The organism is Pseudomonas sp. RIT-PI-o, assembly GCF_001297215.1.
Lineage (GTDB): Bacteria > Pseudomonadota > Gammaproteobacteria > Pseudomonadales > Pseudomonadaceae > Aquipseudomonas > Aquipseudomonas moraviensis_A.
Window position 1 is genome coordinate 216,434 of the sequence record NZ_LHPA01000026.1, and the last position, 19,762, is coordinate 236,195.

The following is a 19,762-nucleotide window of genomic DNA, read 5'->3' on the forward strand; positions in this document are numbered from 1 at the left end:
TCAGCGACACACGCTCCAGCGCCCGACATCGACATGAAAGTGATTGCGATGGGCGGCGTTGTAATCCGGGCTCAACACCACACTGAATGACTCACAGGCGCCGTCACGCAGCTGACGCAAAAACTGTGCGTCCTGATTTTGTTTGGGCCAATCCTTGAGCACGCTGATCGTGCGTCCATCAGCCAGGCGGAAGCCGGCGATGTCCAGCGCGTCGGCACTGGCGTGTCGACTGAGCGCGCCGTTCTCACGGTTGTAGACATTGCGACAGGCGAAGCTGCCGAGATGGTCGACACGCGTGACTTTCTGGCCATACACCGATTGCGCGACCGGTTGCAGGGTGTGGTGTTCGAACATCGCGTAGGCCACCGCCAGCGGGCAGCTGGCGATGAAACTGCTGCTCAGCGCCACTTCACCGCCCTGCACACGCAGAGCGCCGATCAGCGGGCACTTCGCACCGGGACTGTCGGCCTGGCGGCTGACGCGCAGATCCGCGCTGCCCAGCGCCTGTGCGCACAGCTCAGGATCGCTGCGCAGACGCATGAGTTTGTAACCGGTCAGCCAGTTGGGCGCGGCTTTTACGTCCAGCGGTGCCCACGGATTCCACTGCGCTGGTACGTCCAGCCAGCCGCGCCAGACACTGACCGCTGCACCGCCGATCGCCAGCAACACCAACCAGAACAGCCAGCGCCCCATGCTCAGTCCTTGAAGAATTGATTGGCCTTGGCGTACGGCATCGACTGCGACGTGAAGCCAAACGTGCCGGACTGCTGGATTTCTTCAGCCGCGCGGAAAAATTCGCCGAACGCCGCCAGCGCCAGCGCCGATCCGGTGCTGATCCGCCGTACGCCCATTTCCTCGAGCTGTTGTACGGTCAGTTTCAAACCGCCAGACATCAACACATTGACCGGTTTCGGCGCCACGGCCTGCACCACTGCGCGCACTTCTTCGGCGCTGCGCAAACCCGGCGCATAAAGAACGTCGGCACCTGCGGCGGCAAATGCCTGCAAGCGGCGAATGGTGTCATCGAGGTCGGGATTACCGTGCAGGTAGTTTTCCGCGCGAGCGGTGAGGACAAAGGGAAACGGCAGCGTGCGCACCGCGGCGACGGCGGCTTCAATGCGCGCCACGGCGTGTTCGAAGCAATAGATCGGCGCGTCCGGACGCCCCGTGGCATCTTCGATCGAACCACCCACCGCCCCCGCCTCGGCTGCGCGCAGAAGACTCTGCGCAGCCTCGACCGGGTCATCGGCAAAGCCGTTTTCCAAATCCACCGCCACCGGCAGATCAGTCGCTGCGACGATCGCGCGGACATTGGCCAGGGTCTCGTCGAGACTCAACGCGCCGTCCGCCTTGCCTTGGGAGAACGCGTAACCGGCGCTGGTGGTGGCCAAGGCCGAATAACCCAGACTGGCGAGCATCTTCGCCGAACCGGCGTCCCACGGATTGGGAATCACGAAAGTCTCCTGACGATCATGCAGGGCCTTGAAGGCTTGGGCTTTAAGCAGTTGCGCCTGACTGGCTTGGACGTTCATCGGCGGGCTCCCGGGAAGAAAAAAACCGCCTCAGAGCAAGCCAAGCTGCTCGACGGCGGGTTCTCTGTATAGCTCAGGCAGCGCGGGCAAGCCAGGCAAACGTTGCATCAGTTGCGCGTGAAAACGTTGCGCGAGTTTCGCTGCCAACAGGTTGTCGGCGGTGTGCAGGAAGATGTACGGGGTGCGGCCCTCTTCGATCCATTCGGCGATTTTCGCCACCCACGGCACGAGAAACGCATCGTTGGCCTCAAGCTCGGGATGGCCGATGAAGCGCACCTGTGGAAACTGCGTGAACGCCGCGGGACGGGTCGGTACGCGTGGCTTTTTCGATTGCGCGTGGATCACCGAAGACTCGGTCGACAGGCAACTGAACAGCGCACGCGGGTCGAGACAGATGCGCTCGACGCCGCGATCCAGCAGCAGGCGATTGAGCAGGCGCTCGCTCTCGCCCTTGGCGAAGAACTGTTCATTGCGTACTTCCACCGCAAGCGGGCAATCCAGCGCGTCGATGAACGCCACCAGTTCCGGCAGACGCTGCGGTGTAAAGCTTTTCGACAATTGCAGCCACAGTGGCGAAACACGCTCGCCCAACGGCTTGAGTAATTGCAGGAAGGTTTCGGCAGCAGTCAGTTGCTCGCGCAAGTCGCCACTGTGACTGATGTCGCCGGGGAATTTGGCGGTGAAGCGAAAGTGCGCCGGCATGATCTCGGCCCAGCGCTGCACAGTGGCTGGCGAAGGGCTGGCGTAGAAGGAGGTGTTGCCTTCGACGGCGTTGAACACCTGGCAATAGAGAGCGAGAAAATCGGAGGTTTTTGCATCTACCGGATACAGATACTCGCGCCAGGCATTTTCGCTCCAGGACGGGCAACCGAGGTAGTAAGGCAGATCCATCAGATATACAGATCGAGGCCCAGCACGTCCGCATCCCAATCGACAAAACCGGCAGTACTCAGGTAGCTGGCCAACGCCATCGCTACGCTTTTCTTCATTGCGCGGTGGTAGATCATGTCTTGCTGACGGGCAGGCAGGTTGCTCAGGCGTTGCGCGGTGGCTTGGGCAGCACGGGCGGCCATTTGCTCTTCGCTCGGGAATTCCAGCTCGCCGTCGATGATGTCGACGGACTCATCCAGCGCCGCATTGCCTTTGCGCGGCTTGCGCTTGATGGGATAGGACTGAGTGGAAACGCCGTCTATACGCATAATGTCATGCTCGGTATCGATGATGGCAATTTAGCGGCACTTGACCGACTTAGCAAACTGCCGAGTGATAACTAGAACACAGAAAGCGCAAAAGGTTTTAAGCGAGGGGGTAGAAACTGACGATTGGCTGGATTCGGAATAAGGCACTGAATATCCGGCGGGCGCTTTTGTGGCGAGGGAGCTTGCTCCCGCTGGGCAGCGAAGCGGCCCCGTTTATTCATCAGTCAAATCGCGAATGCAGGGTTTGCGACTGCTGCGCAGCCGAACGGGAGCAAGCTCCCTCGCCATAGGGACAGCACAGACCGGAGATCAGCGGGCTTTGGGGGTGGCGACTTTATCGCGCAGGTAAACCGGTTGGGCGTCATCCGCCGGGATCGATTCGCCGCGCTCCCAGGCGAAACGCGCCAGCGTCAGCAGGTCTTCAGCGTGGGGCAACATGCCGGCGTCGGAGCCGCTCAGATTGACCGCAATGCGCTCACCATAACCCCAACCGGTTCCGGCACCGAACCAGTCGCCGCTGGCATCGGCCGGCAACGCAGCCACTTCCGGCGGCAGCACGGCTTCGGCGCCAACCAGACGCATCTCCCCCGCCGTCTCGCGATAGCAGCCCCAATACACTTCATCCATCCGCGCATCGATGGCGGCCGCGACCTGGCTGACGCCCTGCTCACGCAAGGCACGCTGCGCCAACACCGCAAGATTGGATACCGGCAGCACCGGACGATCCAGCGCGAACGCCAAACCTTGCACTACGCCGATGGCAATACGCACACCGGTAAACGCGCCCGGGCCACGACCGAAAGCGATGGCGTCGACCGCTTGCAATGTGGTGCCCGCATCGGCGAGCAATTGCTGGATCATCGGCAGCAGCTTCTGCGCGTGCAAACGCGGGATCACCTCGTAATGGCTCGTGACCTTGCCGTCATGCAGCAAGGTAACGGAGCAAGCTTCAGTCGCGGTGTCCAGGGCCAGCAAGGGGCTCATCGATGTTTCCAAAACAGGGGTGGGGAAAAAGTGCGTCAGTATAAACAACTACGGCCCGCAAGCGGGCCGTGGATTGATGCTGCGGTTCAGACTTTTCAGCTCAGCGCGGCCAGCACCTTGGCGGTGATCGCATCCACCGAACCCACGCCTGGAATGTGGCTGTACTTCGGCTTGCCACCATTGGCGGCAGACAGGTTCTGGTAGAACTCCACCAGCGGCTTGGTCTGCGAATGGTAGACCGACAGGCGATGACGCACGGTTTCTTCGGTGTCGTCCTTGCGCTGCACCAGCTCTTCACCGGTGATGTCGTCCTTGCCAGCCAGTTTCGGCGGGTTGTAGACGATGTGGTAAACGCGGCCGCTGGCTTCGTGAACACGGCGACCGGCGATGCGCTGGACGATTTCTTCGTCTTCAACAGCGATTTCCACCACGGCGTCCAGTTCGACACCGGCAGTGACCAGTGCTTCCGCCTGCGGAATGGTGCGCGGGAAGCCGTCGAACAGGAAACCGTTGGCGCAATCAGGTTGAGCGATGCGGTCCTTGACCAGCGCGATGATCAGGTCATCCGACACCAGGCCGCCGGCATCCATGATGCTCTTGGCTTGCACGCCCAGGGGAGTGCCAGCCTTGACCGCAGCACGCAGCATGTCGCCGGTGGAGATTTGCGGAATGCCGAATTTCTCGGTGATGAACTTTGCCTGAGTACCTTTACCGGCCCCGGGAGCTCCCAGCAGAATGACGCGCATCGATGTGCTCCTCAATTTTTTATATAAAAGCTTTACAAAACAAAGGATTCGCACGTAACCGGCGGATCCTGAAAATACGGGTCGTGGCCGCACAAACGGCCAAAGGCTGATCAAGATACACAGCAGGCTGCGCCCACACAAGACGCCAAAAGTCGGAGAAACCGACGCCCGCCGTGACCTCGCGACGCGGTAACCCAAGTCGCAACCCCTACATTAACTGTCGCCTCGCGGCACTTTCCTACAGCAGGAGAAGCGGCATCCGATCCTTATCGCGAATGCCGCCTGACGTGATCAGCAACCTTAGCCGGTATTCCGCAAGCCGGCGGCAATCCCCGCTACAGACACCAGCAGCGCCTGTTCCACCGGGCTGCCCTGCTCGACTTCCTGCTGCCGCGAGCGCGCCAACAACTCCGCCTGCAATAGATGCAGCGGGTCGAGGTAGGTGTTGCGCAAGCGGATGAATTCGAGGGTGTCCGGGCTGTGCGCCAGCAGCTGCGACTGCCCGGTCAGACCGAGCACCACCGAGCATGCCTGCGACAATAGGTCGCGTAACTGCGCGCCCAACGGCAGCAGTTCGGCTTCGACCAGACGCTCGTCGTAGGACTGCGCAATATCCGCGTCGGCTTTGGCCAGAACCATTTCCAGCATGTCGATGCGGGTGCGGAAGAACGGCCATTGCTCGCGCATCTGCCCGAGCAACTCCCCCTCGCCGCGCTCCAGGGCCTTGCTCAGCGCCGTCTCCCAACCGAGCCAGGCCGGCAGCATCAGCCGCGTTTGGGTCCAGCCGAAAATCCACGGGATCGCCCGCAGGCTTTCGATACCGCCGGCACGACGTTTGGCGGGACGACTGCCCAAAGGCAAACGTCCCAGTTCCTGCTCCGGGGTCGACTGACGGAAATACTCGACGAATTGCGGATTTTCCCGCACCACCTGGCGGTAAGCGCTGACACCGTCAGCCGCCAATTCGTCCATCAGATGCCGCCATTCAGGGGTCGGCGGCGGCGGCGGCAGCAAGGTCGCTTCGAGCACGGCGGCCAGATAGAGATTGAGGTTTTGCTCGGCGATGTCTGGCAGGCCGAATTTGAAACGAATCATTTCGCCCTGCTCGGTGGTCCGGAAACGCCCCGCCACTGAGCCCGGCGGCTGCGACAGAATCGCCGCGTGCGCCGGGCCGCCACCACGGCCCACGGTGCCGCCGCGACCGTGGAACAACAACAGTTCGACTTGCTGCTCGCGGCAGATTTCCACGAGGCGCTCCTGCGCGCGATATTGCGCCCAGGCCGCAGCGGTGGTGCCGGCATCCTTGGCCGAATCGGAATAGCCGATCATCACTTCCTGCGGGCCGTGCAGGCGCGCGCGATAGCCCGGCAACAGCAACAGACGTTCCATCACCGGCCCGGCGTTATCGAGGTCGGCGAGGGTTTCGAACAGCGGCACTACGCGCATCGGCCGCAGCACACCGGATTCCTTGAGCAGCAGTTGTACGGCCAGCACATCGGAAGCGGCGCCCGCCATGGAGATCACGTAGGGGCCCAGCGACGCAGCAGGTGCGGCGGCGATTTCCTTGCAGGTGTTGAGCACTTCAGCGGTGTCCGCCGACGGTTTGAAATGCGCCGGCAGCAGCGGACGACGGTTGCTCAGCTCCTCGGTGAGGAAGTTGATGCGCTGCTCTTCGTCCCAGTCTTCATAGCGGCCGAGGCCGAGGTAATCGGTGATTTCCGTCATCGCCGAACTGTGCCGCGTGGAATCCTGGCGCACATCGAGGCGCACCAGGAACAGGCCGAACGTCACCGCCCGACGCAGGCAATCGAGCAACGGCCCGTCGGCGATAACGCCCATGCCGCATTCGTGCAGCGAGTTGAAACACAGCTGCAACGGTTCGAGCAGATCGCGATTGTCGTGCAGCACATCGGCGGGGGCCGTGGTCGGCGCGGTCAACGCGGCATGCGCCCAATTGCGCGTAGCTCGCAAGCGTTCGCGCAATTGCTTGAGGACTGCGCGATAGGGTTCGGCGCTGTCGCCTGCCTTGGCCTTCAGCGCGTCGCTGGCCTGCTGCATCGACAGTTCGGCAGCGAGATGATCGACGTCGCGCAGGTACAAATCAGCGGCCATCCAGCGCGCCAGGAGTAAAACTTCTCGGGTCACTGCTGCGGTGACATTGGGGTTGCCGTCACGGTCGCCGCCCATCCACGAGGCGAAGCGGATCGGCGCGGCTTCCAGCGGCAAGCGCAGGCCCGTCGCAGCGAACAGCGCCTGATCGGCCTTGCGCATATGGTTGGGGATCGCCTGCCACAAGGAGTGCTCGATCACCGCAAAGCCCCACTTGGCTTCATCGACCGGGGTCGGTCGGGTGCGGCGGATCTCTTCAGTGTGCCAGGCTTCGGCGATCAGCCGCTGCAGTTTGGTCTGGATCTGCTCGCGCTCGGCGCTGGTCAGGTCGCGATGGTCCTGTGCGGCCAGTTGCGCGGCGATCGCGTCGTACTTCTGGATCAGGGTGCGCCGCGCCACTTCGGTCGGGTGTGCGGTGAGTACCAGTTCGATTTCCAGCCGCGCCAGTTGCCGGGCCAGAGATTCAGCGCTGTGGCCTTCACTGCGCAGGCGCGCGAGCAGTTCCGGCAATACCCGCGACTCGAACGGCGCCGGCTGCGACTCCTCGCGGCGATGGATCAGTTGGTACTGCTCAGCGATGTTGGCCAGGTTGAGAAACTGGTTGAAGGCCCGCGCGACCGGAAGCAATTCGTCTTCGCTCAATTGATTGAGGCTGGCGCTCAGTTCGGCGTCCATCGAGCCGCGCCGGTCGGCTTTGGCGCCCTTGCGAATCTGCTCGATCTTGTCGAGGAACGCCTCGCCGTACTGGTCTCGAATGGTGTTGCCCAACAGCTCTCCGAGCAGGTGAACGTCTTCGCGCAAGCGTGCATCAATATCGGTCATCAGCAGTTCTCCAGCGGTAATCGGGGACAGCGCAGAAATGAATGCTTTGCCAGAGAGTGCCGCTCTGCGCCGCTTCTTACAAGCAGGCGACGAATCGACTTAAACCTTGCGCGCGAAAGCCAGTCTCAACAGTAAGCCGTACGAAGGCCCGCCGCCGGCGCTGCCGGACACTCACCCAGGCCTGCCAGCAGCAGGCGCGAAATGAGGTCATCATGAAAATTCGTGAACTCGCCCAGCATTGGGAAGAAAACGCCAAAGGTCGCCTGACCGACACTGGCTACACGATTCACCTGGATGTGGAATCCGCTGCGCGCCTGGCGGCGATTGCCGAAATGTACCCCAAGCGTCATCCCGAGGAACTGCTCGGCGAACTGATCGGTGCCGCGCTCGAGGAATTCGAAGCGAGCCTGCCGTATGTGAAGGGTTCGACGGTGGTGGCGACAGATGAGGAAGGTGATCCGTTGTATGAAGATGTCGGCCCGACCCCGCGTTTTCTGGCGTTGTCGCGGCGGCATCTGCATGACTTGTCGTCGGCTGAGAACAAGCAGAAGCACTGACCCGACACAAATCAAAACTGTAGGAGCGAGCCTGCTCGCGATGGCGTTTTCCAGCTACCCCATGTGTGGCTGACACACCGTTATCGCGAGCAGGCTCACTCCTACTATGGATGGTAACATCCTGAATATTTACCCCGCGCGTACCGCTTCCGACCATCAAAGTTCCCGTCCCAGAGCCTTGTCCAATCGGTCAATTTAATTTTTGGCGATAGGCCATCTTTTCTGAACTTTTCAAAAATGCCGCCGGTCGGAACTGGTAACCACGCCTGGAACGAGCGTTTCAATTCGCGTCAACAAGCGATGCTTTCGGCTCCTCTGCCAGGATGGATTCAGTTGTATTTTCAGGAGATGCCTAATGGAGTTGAAGACCATGAAAACCCAAACCTCGTTTTCCCACCTACGCGGTCTGAAACTGGCCGCTCTGGCCATCGGCACCAGCTTCGTGCTGGCCGGTTGCGCGGGTAATCCACCGACCGAGCAGTACGCCGTGACCCAATCGGCCGTCAACAGCGCTGTCAGCGCTGGTGGTACCGAGTTCGCTGCGGTGGAAATGAAGCAGGCTCAGGACAAGCTGAAACAAGCTGAAATCGCCATGCACGACAAGAAGTATGACGAGGCCCGTCGCCTGTCCGAACAGGCTGAATGGGACGCTCGCGTCGCTGAACGCAAGGCTCAGGCCGCCAAGGCCGAACAGGCTGTGAAGGATTCCCAGAAAGGTGTTCAGGAACTGCGTCAGGAAAGCCAGCGCACTGTGCAGTAAGCGCGCATCCCGACCGCAAAGCTGAAACTCTTACCGATAGAAAGGACGACAAATTATGCGTAAGCAACTGATGATTCCCGCTCTTCTGGCCGCAAGCGTTGCACTGGCTGCCTGCTCCACCCCGCCTAACCCGAACCTGGAACAGGCGCGCACCAACTACGCCGGCCTGCAGGCCAACCCACAGGCAAGCAAAGTCGCGGCACTGGAAACCAAAGACGCCAGCGACTACCTGGACAAGGCCGACAAGGCTTATCTGGATAAAGAAGACGCGGCCAAGGTTGACCAACTTGCCTACCTGACCAACCAGCGCGTCGAAGTGGCCAAGCAGACCATCGCCCTGCGCACCGCTGAAAACAACCTGAAAAACGCCGCTGCACAGCGCGCTCAGGCTCGTCTTGATGCCCGTGACCAGCAGATCAAACAGCTGCAGGACAGCCTCAACGCCAAGCAGACCGATCGCGGTACGCTGGTGACTTTCGGTGACGTGCTGTTCGCCACCAACAAGGCTGATCTGAAGTCCAGCGGTTTGGTGAACATCAACAAACTGGCGCAGTTCCTCCAGGAAAACCCGGATCGCAAAGTGATCGTCGAGGGTTACACCGACAGCACTGGCGCCGCGAGCTACAACCAGTCGCTGTCCGAGCGCCGCGCCAACTCCGTGCGCACAGCGCTGGTGAAAATGGGCGTTGATCCAGCGCGTATTGTCACTCAGGGTTATGGCAAGGAATACCCGGTAGCAGATAACGGCAGCGTCTCGGGCCGTGCGATGAACCGTCGTGTGGAAGTGACCATCTCCAACGACAACCAGCCGGTAGCACCGCGTTCTTCGGTGAGCTCGAACTAAGCTTCACCCGGTAACGCAAAAGCCCCGCCTGATTTGTTTCAGGCGGGGCTTCTTTATGTGGGGGGATGGAAAATACGGACACACCTTCAATGATCTTCGGCTGCATACCGCCCCGTCTACTGTCAACTATGACAGTAGACGGGAATCTGTACCCGTAACAGGCTATCACTTGTCAACCACCTGCCAAGGTAGCCACCATGAAGCGATCAATCATCGCTGTCGGATTGTTTTCAACGCTGCTCTATTCAGTCATCAGTTGGAGTAATCCGGCGATCCCGCCTGAGCCTTTGTACGTTCCTGATGACATGATCATCAGCAGTGATCCTGAAGCACTAATACCCGTAAAAAAACGTCCAATTACGGGTATTCGAAAGGGACTCCTGGTGATCGGTCATTGGTCTGGGGAACCTGGCCTAGACGCTGGAAAAATTGCCGAACAGACCTTTTCAGCACACTGGAACTCGCTGAGTTCATACGTCTCGGCCGCGTCCGGCAACAGATTGAAACTGGAGGGCACACAGATCGCGGCAGATTTTGGTAAAAAGCCAGAGAGGTGCAGCGCCTCAGGTAGTCTTGAAGCAGCGCGCCAGGCCGCTGTTGCCCAGAACATTGATCCCGCCGCTTATCATTACCTGCTTGTGGCGGTGCCCTGTGGCGGCGGTGCGATCGCTACGATGCCGGGAAATTGGATCTGGGTAAAAGGAATGCCAGGCTCTCCGCATGTCTGGAAACACGAATTCGGTCATAACCTAGGTTACCCGCATGGCGGCTCGTTTACCAAATGTCCGGTAAGCAACGCAATTGTCAAGGCACCAGAAGCATGTAGCTATATCAGTTATGGTGATACGGGCGACTCAGTATCGGGCGGCGGAACACTCTACCCGGCCATCAACCGTTGGTTTTCCGGCTGGCTGGACGACTCACAAGCTTCGGCGATCAGCAAGACAGGATTTTATCGGCTGGGCGTACTGGGAAAGGAAGGACCTCAACTCTATTTGATCAATCGGCCGACAGAACCACGGTTGATCGCACTTGAGTACCGCCAGCCCACGCCATTCGATGAATTCTCTCCCACCGATAATCGCGTCACTGGCGTCTGGATCAGATATTCGTCATTGAACGGAACCGTGCGCAACGTCCAATTGGATGCTACGCCGGAGACTGCCACGGCAGCGGATCCGACGTTGCAGGCAGGGCGTACCCTAGAAGACGCGACGGCAAAAGTAAAAATCAAGGTCTGTGCCACCGATAAAAGCGGGGCATCAGTTGTGGTTGCATTCAACGGGCAGGGTCTACCGGATTGCACGACAGCTGTCCCGCCACCACTATTAATGACACCCCAGCAAAATGACCAGACGACGCCCAGACCTGTATTCAGCGGAACAGCACGCCCCGGAGCAACCATAAAGATCGCAGAAGCTGCAAATCCAGCGAACTTCTTTGCAACGGACGTCGCAGACACACAAGGCAAATGGTCGATCATTCATCCTGCCAGAATGCAGGCGGGGCAAAAAACCATCGTGCTTCGGCAATACTTTGGCGATGAAGCTTCGGTGGCTTCCGAACCACGTTCATTCAAAGTTACCGAACTCGTGGACTTGCAACCTCCCATTATTTCGACTCCCGTTGAGAACAGCGAGGCTGGTCTCAACCCGTTGATTTCGGGCACAGCGCTCCCAGGCGCCCACATCCGGGTCACCAAGGTCAATGGACCTTACAATGTACTGGCGGAAACAGACGCCGACGCCTATGGCAAATGGTCGGTGCAAAGTGAATGGAGCCTGCCGATCGGACCTTTTTCCATCACGGCATGGCAAAGCATCGACGGCAAGCGCTCGCCATGGAGCGCCAACCGAAAAATCACAGTTGTTGATGCACTTGTTGCGCCCATCATTGAAACACCGACGGAAAACGGTCAGACCGGGCAGCATCCAATGCTCTCCGGCACGGCTCTCCCGGGCGCCCACATCCGGGTCACCAAGGTCAATGGACCTTACAATGTACTGGCGGAAACAGACGCCGACGCCTATGGCAAATGGTCGGTGCAAAGTGAATGGGGCCTGCCGATCGGACCTTTTTCCATCACGGCATGGCAAAGCATTGACGGCAAGCGCTCGCCATGGAGCGCCAACCGAAAAATCACAGTTGTTGATGCACTTGTTGCGCCCATCATTGAAACACCGACGGAAAACGGTCAGACCGGGCAGAATCCAATGCTCTCCGGCACGGCTCTCCCGGGCGCCCACATCCGGGTCACCAAGGTCAATGGACCTTACAATGTACTGGCGGAAACAGACGCCGACGCCTACGGCAAATGGTCGGTGCGAAGTGAATGGAGCCTACCGGTCGGGCCGTTTTCCATTACGGCATGGCAGAGCATCGACGGCAAGCGTTCGCCTTGGAGCACTAGCCGGAAGATCACCGTGACATCCAACCCATAGTTTGAAGAGCACGTCACACTCCACCCCTCTGAATGCAAAGCGGTGGAGTGAGGGCTGGGCCTGCAGAATCACTGTTCCAACTGCTGCGGAGTCTCTTCGCCCATGCAACGCACGGCTTTCTTCTGCGCGTTGACCAGCACCCCGGTCAGGCCTTTCTGTTCGGTATCGAACAACACCAGCACGCCATCAATACACTGCGCCACTTGCGGCGCTGGGGTCAGCGAGACTTTGTAGTCCTCGCCCGGTACGGTCTTGAGCATGGTGAATTCGTTCAGCAGCAACGCATCCTCAGGCTTGGCGAAATGCAGATAGCCGTAGTACCACAGCGCTCCGACGGTGCCGAGGATGCTGCAGATACCGGTGATGATCAGCGGGATGGCGTTGCGTTCTTCAGTCATTGCGGGGTCTCATCTTCATTGTTCGGAGGCGGCGGATAGTTGGGGATTTCGCCGAGTCGGCGCAGGCCGTCGAAGTGTTGGGGATCGTCGAGATAGCGCAGCATGACCTGACGCCACACCGGGTCGCCGAAGGTTTGCACATGACCGCCACGAGTCAGCTGCAACACGCGCGGCGGCGGCGCTGCCTGATACAGGCGAATGCCGTTGGCCATCGGCACCAGCGGATCGTCGATGCTGTGGAAGATTAGCTTGGGCACGCCAGTCAGCTGCGCCATCGAGTTGATTGCGCTGTCGCCATCGGGTACCAGCCACGACAGCGGCACCTGCAACGGCCAGGTCAGCCATGAAGTGCTGAGGGCGAACTGGCCGACACTGCGATAACTGGCGGGCACGCCATCCAGCACCAGGGCCTTGAGTTGTTTTTGCCGTTCCGGGTGCTGCGCCAGCCAATGCACCGACATGGCGCCGCCCAGGCTTTGTCCGAGCAGCACCAACGGTTTGCCTTTGACCTCGGGCGCGTTGTCGAGCCAGGCGAACGCCGCGTCGATGTCCTGATAGATCGCCGGCAGGCTCGGCTTGCCCTCGGACAATCCATAACCGCGATAGTCGACCAGCAGCACCTGATAGCCATTCTTGGGCAACCACCAGCTCCCGCCCAGATGCATTGGCAGATTACCGCCGTTGCCGTGCAGATGCAGGACCGTGCCCTTGACCTCGACGCCGGGTTTGGCCGGCAGCCACCAGGCATTGAGTTTCAGGCCGTCGGCGGTGGTCAGGGTGACAGTGCGGTATTCGAGTCTGGCTTTGTCCGGGGTAAAGATCTGGCCAGGTTCGGGGTAGAACAGCAGCGAACTGCAACCACCGAGGGTCAAGAGCAGGCAAAGGATGCCGAGGATTCTCATCCGGTGAAACCTCGCAGAATTCAGGTTGGAATGCAGAACAAACCTGTAGGAGTGAGCCTGCTCGCGATAGCATTGTGTCAGTCGATATATCGGTTGATTGACACACCGCTATCGCGAGCAGGCTCACTCCTACAGGGGTGTGCGTTGGGTCTAGAGGATATTGGAGTAATCCGCTTCGATCCGGTCCAGGCTCAAATGGTTGAGGAAGTTGGAGAAACACATCCACGCCGACAACGCGTTCAAGTCCCGGAACTGGTCCGGCAGATACTTCGGCGGCACCACCAGCCCCTCATCCACCAGTTGCCGCAAGGTACGCATGTCTTCCAGGGTGGTCTTGCCACAGAACAACAGCGGAATCTGCTCAAGCTTGCCTTTGCGCACGGCCAACTGAATGTAGTTGTAAACCATGATGAAGCCCTTGAGGTAGGACAAGTCTTTGGTGAATGGCAGACCGGTCGGCGTCGAGCCGCGGAAAACCCGGCTGGCGTTGCCGTAGCTTTCGGCCATTTCGAAACCCTGCTCGCGGAAGAATTCGTAGATCTGCAAGAAGTCCGCGCCCTCCTCGACCATGTGAATCGCACGGGTGCGGTTGGTCAGTTTGCGCAGGCGACTCGGGTAGGAGGCGAAGGTGATGATTTCCATCAGGATCGCCAGACCTTCCTGCGTTACGGTCGACGAAGGCGGGCCTTTCGACAGGAACGTGCAGATCGGCTGGTTCAAACCGTTGAGCGTGGTGCCGACGTGCACGAGGCCTTCGTGGACTTCCAGTGCGCGCACATCGCGGTCGTTGAACAGCGCGTCGGTGCGGATCTTGATGTAGTCGGCGCCCGCTGCGGCGTCGGCGACGATGCCGTCGGACTCGAATACGCGAATGGTTTCCTCGGCCTCGCCGAATACCTTGTTGAGTCGGGTTTGCAGCAGGTGCACGGCGTCTTTGGCGGTAAGGATTTTCGGCTCGTCCTTGAGGTCGCCGCGCCCGTCGATGTTGTTCAGGTAGTCGGACATCATCAGGCCAAGATCGGCCAGGGTCGGGTCACCGGCGTGGAAGGCATCGGACGCCGCGCCGTACAGCTCTTGCGAGATCAGGCCGAAATCCTCGGTGCCGCGCGCTTCGAGCATGCGCACGACCATGCGGTATTCCTTGCACATGCGCCGCATGATCTGCCCGACCGGGTTGAACTGGCCGAGCTGGCGGGTAATGTCACGCTCGATGTTCTGGAATTCCAGTTTGACCTGGCTCGAATCGAATGACAGCGGACGGTTGAGGTAGTAGTCGCGATCCACCGCCGGCATTTCCTTGCCTTTGGCCTTGAGGAAGCCCTTGCGCACGTTGTCGTCCCACTTGACCGCATCGAGCACGCGGATCGGCGTCTGCGCCAGCACAATGCGATCGGACAACATGCGTATCGTCTGCTGGTAATCGTCCACCCGAAACTCCTGTAGAAAACGTGACGTGCTGAAACTCAGACTTTAAGCCTTTGTGGGAGCGAGCCTGCTCGCGAATGCGCTGTGTCAGACAACGGCGATGTTGAATATCAGAGCGCTTTCGCGAGCAGGCTCGCTCCCACAGGTGTAGCGTCAAGCGCTAGACCGATGCCAGCACCAGGTGCATATACCGCGTCAGAATCCCGAGCATGTCCTCTTCGGCCAGGGGCTCGGCGTCGTTGAGCAGGCCCTGATATTCCATCCGCCCGATAATCGCCGTCAACACCTTGGCATCCTGCTGCGGTTCGCGCGAGCCCAATACCTGGAACAACTGGCAAGTACCCTGCAGCAGAATCTGCTGATGCGAACGCACCAGAATCGCCAGACGCGGGTTGAGTAGCGCTTCCTGACGGAATGCCTGTTCAGCCATCAGATGCTCGCGGCGGTTGATCAGTTGCCGGTGCACGTAATCGGCCATCAGCCGCGCAATGTCATCGGCCAGTTGCGAGCGCGATTCGGGGCTGCCGTCGGCGCTGACCACCATTTCACGCAACAGACCTTCGTTGTTGACCCACAACTTGGCCATGTACGCCGCGCTGCGTTCGACGTATTGGGCGAAGGTATCGGTGAGCAGGTCATCGATATCCTTGAAGTAATACGTGGTCGCCGACAGCGGCACACCCGCCTCCGCCGCGACCGCACGATGGCGCACGGCACGTACGCCGTCGCGCACGACAATGCGCATTGCTGCGTCGAGAATGTCCTGGCGACGCTGCTCACTGCCCTGTCGGCTGGCCTTGCGGCCCTGGTACTGAACACTTTCAGCGACCGCAGTGGCGATACCCGCTGCACCTTCTTGAGCTATTGCACCCATCACGACAGCACTTCCTCTGCTATTTGCAAATTAACCAATTGATACATTTGTACCAGACAGGCAATAAAAAGCCGCCTGTTTTAGGCGGCTTTTCAACTGAAACGTTTACGCTTGCGGTCGCATGTGCGGGAACAGGATCACATCGCGGATCGACGGCGAGTTGGTCAGCAACATCACCAGACGATCGATGCCGATACCTTCACCGGCGGTTGGCGGCATGCCGTACTCCAGCGCACGGACGAAGTCGGCGTCATAGTGCATCGCTTCGTCGTCGCCCGCGTCCTTGTCGGCCACCTGCGCCATGAAGCGCTCGGCCTGGTCTTCCGCGTCGTTCAACTCGGAGTAGGCGTTGGCGATTTCACGACCACCGATGAACAGCTCGAAACGGTCGGTGACGTTCGGGTTGTCGTCGTTGCGACGGGCCAGCGGCGACACTTCGAACGGGTACTGAGTGATGAAGTGCGGCTGCTCCAGCTTGTGCTCGACCAGTTCTTCGAAAATCATCACCTGAAGTTTGCCCAGACCTTCGAAGCCCAGCACCTTGGCGCCAGCCTTCTTGGCGATGGCGCGAGCCTTATCGATGTCGTTCAGATCATCGGCGGTCAGCTCAGGGTTGTACTTGAGGATAGAGTCGAACACCGACAGACGCACGAACGGTTCACCGAAGTGGAACACCTTGTCGCCGTACGGCACGTCGGTGCTGCCCAGAACCAGCTGCGCCAGCTCGCGGAACAGTTCTTCGGTGAGATCCATGTTGTCTTCGTAATCGGCGTATGCCTGATAGAACTCCAACATGGTGAATTCAGGGTTGTGACGAGTCGAAACACCTTCGTTACGGAAGTTGCGGTTGATCTCGAACACTTTTTCGAAACCGCCAACCACCAGACGCTTCAGATACAGCTCTGGGGCGATACGCAGGAACATTGGCAGGTCGAGCGCATTGTGGTGGGTTTCGAACGGCTTGGCCGCGGCGCCGCCGGGAATGGTCTGCAGCATCGGCGTTTCGACTTCGAGGAAGTCGCGCTTCATCAGGAAGCTGCGGATGTGCGCGATCACTTGCGAACGGACGCGGAAGGTCTGGCGCACGTCTTCGTTGACGATCAGGTCGACATAGCGCTGACGGTAGCGTTGTTCGGTGTCGGTCAGGCCGTGGTGCTTGTCCGGCAGCGGGCGCAGCGACTTGGTCAGCAGGCGCACGCTGGTCATTTCAACGTACAGGTCACCCTTGCCGGAACGCGCCAGAGTGCCTTCGGCAGCAATGATGTCGCCCATGTCCCAGGTTTTCACCGCGGCCAGGGTTTCTTCAGGCAAAGTCTTGCGGTTGACGTAGACCTGGATGCGCCCGGTCATGTCCTGGATCACCATGAACGAGCCACGGTTGAGCATGATGCGACCGGCTACCTTGACCGGGATTGCAGCCTCTGCCAGCTCTTCCTTGGTCTTGTCCGCGTATTGTTTCTGCAAGGCATCGCAGTAGTTTTCGCGGCGGAAGTCGTTCGGGAAGGCATTGCCCTTGGCGCGCTCGGCAGCAAGCTTTTCCTTGCGCAGGGCGATCAGGGAGTTTTCTTCCTGTTGCAGGGCTTGCGGGTCGAGTTGTAGGTCGCTCATGTCTTTAAGTATTCCATCAGGTTCGTTGCCCCCGGGCCCTGCGGCCCGGGGATCGCCAGCAGGCTGGCTCCTACAGGGATCGAGTAGAGTCGCTCGATCCTGTTTTGGCGTCTGTTACAGGCCCGATTTCAGGCTGGCTTCCAGATACTCGTCGATATCGCCGTCGAGCACCTTGTCGCAATCGCTGCGTTCGATGTTGGTACGCAGATCCTTGATCCGCGAGGCATCGAGCACGTAAGAGCGGATCTGGTGACCCCAGCCGATGTCCGACTTGGTGTCTTCCAGCGCTTGCGAGGCGGCGTTGCGCTTCTGCATTTCCTGCTCGTACAACTTGGCCCGCAGCATTTTCATCGCGGTGTCCTTGTTGGCGTGCTGGGAACGCTCGTTCTGGCAGCTGACCACGGTGTTGGTCGGTACGTGGGTGATACGTACGGCCGAGTCGGTGGTGTTTACGTGCTGACCACCGGCACCGGAGGAACGATAGGTGTCGATCCGCAGGTCTGCCGGGTTGATTTCGATTTCCACCTTGTCATCAATCTCTGGCGAGACGAAAACGGCGGAGAACGAAGTGTGGCGACGGTTGCCGGAGTCGAACGGGCTCTTGCGCACCAGACGGTGCACGCCGATCTCGGTACGCAGCCAGCCAAAGGCATATTCGCCCTTGATGTGCACGGTCGCGCCCTTGATCCCGGCGACTTCACCGGCGGACAGTTCCATGATCGTCGCGTCGAAACCGCGTTTGTCAGCCCAGCGCAGGTACATGCGCAGGAGGATGTTGGCCCAGTCCTGCGCTTCGGTACCGCCGGACCCGGCCTGGATGTCCAGGTAGGCGTTGTTCGGGTCCATTTCATGGCTGAACATGCGGCGGAATTCCAGCTTGGCCAGATTTTCCTCGAGACGGGCCAGTTCGGCGATGACATCGCCCACTGCGCCTTCGTCGTTTTCTTCGACGGCCATCTCCAGCAGGTCGCGGCAATCAGCCAGACCGCCGTTCAGTTCGTCGAGGGTGTCGACGATCTGCGCCAGCGCGGCACGCTCGCGGCCCAGCTCCTGGGCGTATTCAGGTTTGTTCCAGACACTCGGATCTTCAAGCTCGCGATTGACTTCGGTCAGACGCTCATGCTTTTGATCGTAGTCAAAGATACCCCCGAATAGTTTCGGAGCGCTCGGACAGGTCCTTGATGGTGTTCAGGATCGGGTTGATTTCCATGACGGGCAGCACTCGTTGGCGAACTTTTGAAAGCCGGCGAGTATAACGTAATCAGGCTGTGACGGCAGCCCGTCTGGCGGGTGTGGGGATCATTAAAGCCTTTGCCCTCACCCTAACCCTCTCCCTGAGGTAGAGGGGACCGATTGGGGGATATTTGAGAGGTACGCCGACGTGAAAGGGCTTTGCCGAATCCGGAATCGCCAAGCCTGAAGATCCATAATCGACTCGGTCGATCAGGTCGATGTACAGCGCCAGACACCTCGGTCGGCCCCCTCTCCCTCCGGGAGAGGGCTGGGGTGAGGGAAAGCCGTTATTCGATCCCGACCTGGTTACGACCGTTGTTTTTAGCCAGATAAAGGCCACGATCCGCCGCCGAGATCAGCAACCGACAATCGCTACCCGCCTGCGGCACCATCGTCGCCAGACCAATACTGATGGTCAGGCTCGCCCCTTCCGCCGGGGTGTTGTGCGGGATTTTCAAGGAGGCCACGGTCTGGCGCAGCTTCTCGGCCAACAGCCGCGCGCCGCCCGGCGAGGTGTTCGGCAGGACCAGCACAAACTCTTCGCCGCCATAACGCGCCGGCAGGTCCGACGGTCGCGCGCTGGCCTCGCGGATCGCCGTCGCGACCTTGCGCAACGCTTCGTCGCCTTCTACGTGGCCAAAACTGTCGTTGTACGACTTGAAGTAATCGACGTCGATCATCAGCAATGACAGCTGCGTCTGATCGCGCAGCGAACGGCGCCACTCCAGTTCCAGGTACTCGTCGAAGTGACGGCGGTTGGACAGCCCGGTCAGGCCGTCGGAGTTCATCAGCCGTTGCAGCACCAGATTGGTGTCGAGCAATTGCTGCTGGCTGACCCGCAACGCACGGTAGGCCGCATCGCGTTGCAGCAGCGTCATGTACGAGCGCGAGTGATAGCGGATGCGCGCGACCAGTTCGATGGTGTCCGGCAGTTTCACCAGATAGTCGTTGGCGCCAGCAGAGAACGCCGCGCTCTTGATCAGCGGATCTTCCTTGGTCGAGAGGACGATGATCGGAATGTCCTTGGTCGCCGGGTGATTGCGGTATTCGCGCACCAGGCTCAGGCCATCGAGGCCGGGCATCACCAGGTCCTGGAGGATCACCGTCGGTTTGATCCGCACCGCCTGGGCGATGGCCTGCTGCGGGTCGGAGCAGAAGTGGAAGTCGATGTTTTCCTGATCCGACAGCCCACGGCGCACCGCTTCGCCGATCATCGCCTGATCATCCACCAACAACACCATGGCGGCGTTCTCGTCGGTTTTAATGTCGTCGATCTGTAAATCATTCATGAGCGGTCACCTGAGTACTGCGGGGGCCTGGATTGCCGA

18 protein-coding genes are annotated in these 19,762 nt (G+C 59.9%); 4 read left to right on the top strand and 14 right to left on the bottom strand.

Features of this window, described 5'->3' with window-relative positions; genetic code table 11:
• The 7 genes from AEQ63_RS17900 to ppc form a co-directional block, all read right to left on the bottom strand.
• A complete protein-coding gene (locus tag AEQ63_RS17900; RefSeq protein WP_042606959.1) occupies nt 1-693 on the bottom strand; it encodes an extensin-like domain-containing protein in 693 nt (230 codons plus the stop codon).
• Nucleotides 694-695: 2 nt separating this feature from the next.
• Entirely contained in the window at nt 696-1,532 is an 837-nt protein-coding gene (locus AEQ63_RS17905; RefSeq protein ID WP_064364272.1) for an isocitrate lyase/PEP mutase family protein, read from the bottom strand.
• Nucleotides 1,533-1,562: 30 nt separating this feature from the next.
• A complete protein-coding gene (locus AEQ63_RS17910) occupies nt 1,563-2,423 on the bottom strand; it encodes a DUF72 domain-containing protein (RefSeq protein WP_064364273.1) in 861 nt (286 codons plus the stop codon).
• Complete coding sequence (locus AEQ63_RS17915; RefSeq protein WP_042606956.1) at nt 2,423-2,731, bottom strand: hypothetical protein; 309 nt, start codon at nt 2,729-2,731, stop codon at nt 2,423-2,425. Before AEQ63_RS17915 ends, AEQ63_RS17910 begins: the two co-directional genes overlap by 1 nt.
• Nucleotides 2,732-3,040: 309 nt before the next feature.
• On the bottom strand, nt 3,041-3,715 hold the full coding sequence (gene tsaB / locus AEQ63_RS17920; RefSeq protein WP_064364274.1) for a tRNA (adenosine(37)-N6)-threonylcarbamoyltransferase complex dimerization subunit type 1 TsaB: 675 nt from the start codon (nt 3,713-3,715) through the stop codon (nt 3,041-3,043).
• Between the two features lie 95 nt (nt 3,716-3,810).
• Complete coding sequence (adk, locus tag AEQ63_RS17925) at nt 3,811-4,461, bottom strand: adenylate kinase (RefSeq protein WP_042606954.1); 651 nt, start codon at nt 4,459-4,461, stop codon at nt 3,811-3,813.
• A gap of 300 nt (nt 4,462-4,761) precedes the next feature.
• Complete coding sequence (gene ppc / locus AEQ63_RS17930; protein ID WP_064364275.1) at nt 4,762-7,392, bottom strand: phosphoenolpyruvate carboxylase; 2,631 nt, start codon at nt 7,390-7,392, stop codon at nt 4,762-4,764.
• Between the two features lie 212 nt (nt 7,393-7,604).
• Here ppc and AEQ63_RS17935 point away from each other — a divergent pair, with 212 nt between their 5' ends.
• The 4 genes from AEQ63_RS17935 to AEQ63_RS28255 all read left to right on the top strand — a co-directional run bounded on the left by AEQ63_RS17935 (nt 7,605) and on the right by AEQ63_RS28255 (nt 11,994).
• Entirely contained in the window at nt 7,605-7,949 is a 345-nt protein-coding gene (locus AEQ63_RS17935; RefSeq protein WP_042606952.1) for a hypothetical protein, read from the top strand.
• A gap of 355 nt (nt 7,950-8,304) precedes the next feature.
• Nucleotides 8,305-8,709: a DUF4398 domain-containing protein gene (locus tag AEQ63_RS17940; RefSeq protein WP_024011747.1), complete on the top strand. Its 405-nt coding sequence runs from the start codon at nt 8,305-8,307 to the stop codon at nt 8,707-8,709.
• 55 nt (nt 8,710-8,764) lie between these two features.
• Nucleotides 8,765-9,553, top strand: coding sequence for an OmpA family protein (locus tag AEQ63_RS17945; RefSeq protein WP_042606951.1), 789 nt, complete (start codon nt 8,765-8,767; stop codon nt 9,551-9,553).
• 197 nt (nt 9,554-9,750) lie between these two features.
• Entirely contained in the window at nt 9,751-11,994 is a 2,244-nt protein-coding gene (locus AEQ63_RS28255; protein WP_152972385.1) for a hypothetical protein, read from the top strand.
• A 68-nt stretch (nt 11,995-12,062) separates the two neighbouring features.
• On the opposite strand, the gene AEQ63_RS17955 is transcribed toward AEQ63_RS28255, so the two are convergent.
• The 7 genes from AEQ63_RS17955 to AEQ63_RS17990 form a co-directional block, all read right to left on the bottom strand.
• Nucleotides 12,063-12,392, bottom strand: a complete 330-nt coding sequence (locus AEQ63_RS17955) for a hypothetical protein (protein ID WP_064364277.1) — start codon at nt 12,390-12,392, stop codon at nt 12,063-12,065.
• Nucleotides 12,389-13,294 carry an alpha/beta hydrolase gene (locus tag AEQ63_RS17960; RefSeq protein ID WP_064364278.1) on the bottom strand — a complete coding sequence of 302 codons (906 nt, stop codon included), beginning with the start codon at nt 13,292-13,294 and terminating at the stop codon, nt 12,389-12,391. Before AEQ63_RS17960 ends, AEQ63_RS17955 begins: the two co-directional genes overlap by 4 nt.
• Before the next feature lie 150 nt (nt 13,295-13,444).
• Nucleotides 13,445-14,695, bottom strand: a complete 1,251-nt coding sequence (locus tag AEQ63_RS17965; RefSeq protein WP_166554750.1) for a flavohemoglobin expression-modulating QEGLA motif protein — start codon at nt 14,693-14,695, stop codon at nt 13,445-13,447.
• A gap of 184 nt (nt 14,696-14,879) precedes the next feature.
• Nucleotides 14,880-15,593 (bottom strand): TetR/AcrR family transcriptional regulator, encoded by a 714-nt coding sequence (locus AEQ63_RS17970; protein ID WP_039762412.1) that lies wholly within the window; start codon nt 15,591-15,593, stop codon nt 14,880-14,882.
• Between the two features lie 105 nt (nt 15,594-15,698).
• Nucleotides 15,699-17,201, bottom strand: coding sequence for a lysine--tRNA ligase (gene lysS, locus AEQ63_RS17975; RefSeq protein ID WP_042606948.1), 1,503 nt, complete (start codon nt 17,199-17,201; stop codon nt 15,699-15,701).
• Nucleotides 17,202-17,315: 114 nt separating this feature from the next.
• A protein-coding gene (prfB, locus tag AEQ63_RS28265) for a peptide chain release factor 2 (protein ID WP_152972386.1) occupies nt 17,316-18,411 on the bottom strand; the annotation gives its coding sequence in 2 pieces (ribosomal slippage) (nt 17,316-18,338 and nt 18,340-18,411; 1,095 coding nt in all).
• Between the two features lie 310 nt (nt 18,412-18,721).
• Nucleotides 18,722-19,723 carry a response regulator gene (locus tag AEQ63_RS17990; RefSeq protein ID WP_064364280.1) on the bottom strand — a complete coding sequence of 334 codons (1,002 nt, stop codon included), beginning with the start codon at nt 19,721-19,723 and terminating at the stop codon, nt 18,722-18,724.
• Between the last annotated feature and the right edge of the window lie 39 nt (nt 19,724-19,762).

Coding starts and splice junctions, on each gene's coding strand:
- AEQ63_RS17900 (WP_042606959.1), bottom strand. CDS start 693: ATGGGGCGCTGGCTGTTCTGGTTGGTGTTGCTGGCGATCGGCGGTGCA.
- AEQ63_RS17905 (WP_064364272.1), bottom strand. CDS start 1,532: ATGAACGTCCAAGCCAGTCAGGCGCAACTGCTTAAAGCCCAAGCCTTC.
- AEQ63_RS17910 (WP_064364273.1), bottom strand. CDS start 2,423: ATGGATCTGCCTTACTACCTCGGTTGCCCGTCCTGGAGCGAAAATGCC.
- AEQ63_RS17915 (WP_042606956.1), bottom strand. CDS start 2,731: ATGCGTATAGACGGCGTTTCCACTCAGTCCTATCCCATCAAGCGCAAG.
- tsaB (WP_064364274.1), bottom strand. CDS start 3,715: ATGAGCCCCTTGCTGGCCCTGGACACCGCGACTGAAGCTTGCTCCGTT.
- adk (WP_042606954.1), bottom strand. CDS start 4,461: ATGCGCGTCATTCTGCTGGGAGCTCCCGGGGCCGGTAAAGGTACTCAG.
- ppc (WP_064364275.1), bottom strand. CDS start 7,392: ATGACCGATATTGATGCACGCTTGCGCGAAGACGTTCACCTGCTCGGA.
- AEQ63_RS17935 (WP_042606952.1), top strand. CDS start 7,605: ATGAAAATTCGTGAACTCGCCCAGCATTGGGAAGAAAACGCCAAAGGT.
- AEQ63_RS17940 (WP_024011747.1), top strand. CDS start 8,305: ATGGAGTTGAAGACCATGAAAACCCAAACCTCGTTTTCCCACCTACGC.
- AEQ63_RS17945 (WP_042606951.1), top strand. CDS start 8,765: ATGCGTAAGCAACTGATGATTCCCGCTCTTCTGGCCGCAAGCGTTGCA.
- AEQ63_RS28255 (WP_152972385.1), top strand. CDS start 9,751: ATGAAGCGATCAATCATCGCTGTCGGATTGTTTTCAACGCTGCTCTAT.
- AEQ63_RS17955 (WP_064364277.1), bottom strand. CDS start 12,392: ATGACTGAAGAACGCAACGCCATCCCGCTGATCATCACCGGTATCTGC.
- AEQ63_RS17960 (WP_064364278.1), bottom strand. CDS start 13,294: ATGAGAATCCTCGGCATCCTTTGCCTGCTCTTGACCCTCGGTGGTTGC.
- AEQ63_RS17965 (WP_166554750.1), bottom strand. CDS start 14,695: ATGTTGTCCGATCGCATTGTGCTGGCGCAGACGCCGATCCGCGTGCTC.
- AEQ63_RS17970 (WP_039762412.1), bottom strand. CDS start 15,593: ATGGGTGCAATAGCTCAAGAAGGTGCAGCGGGTATCGCCACTGCGGTC.
- lysS (WP_042606948.1), bottom strand. CDS start 17,201: ATGAGCGACCTACAACTCGACCCGCAAGCCCTGCAACAGGAAGAAAAC.
- AEQ63_RS17990 (WP_064364280.1), bottom strand. CDS start 19,723: ATGAATGATTTACAGATCGACGACATTAAAACCGACGAGAACGCCGCC.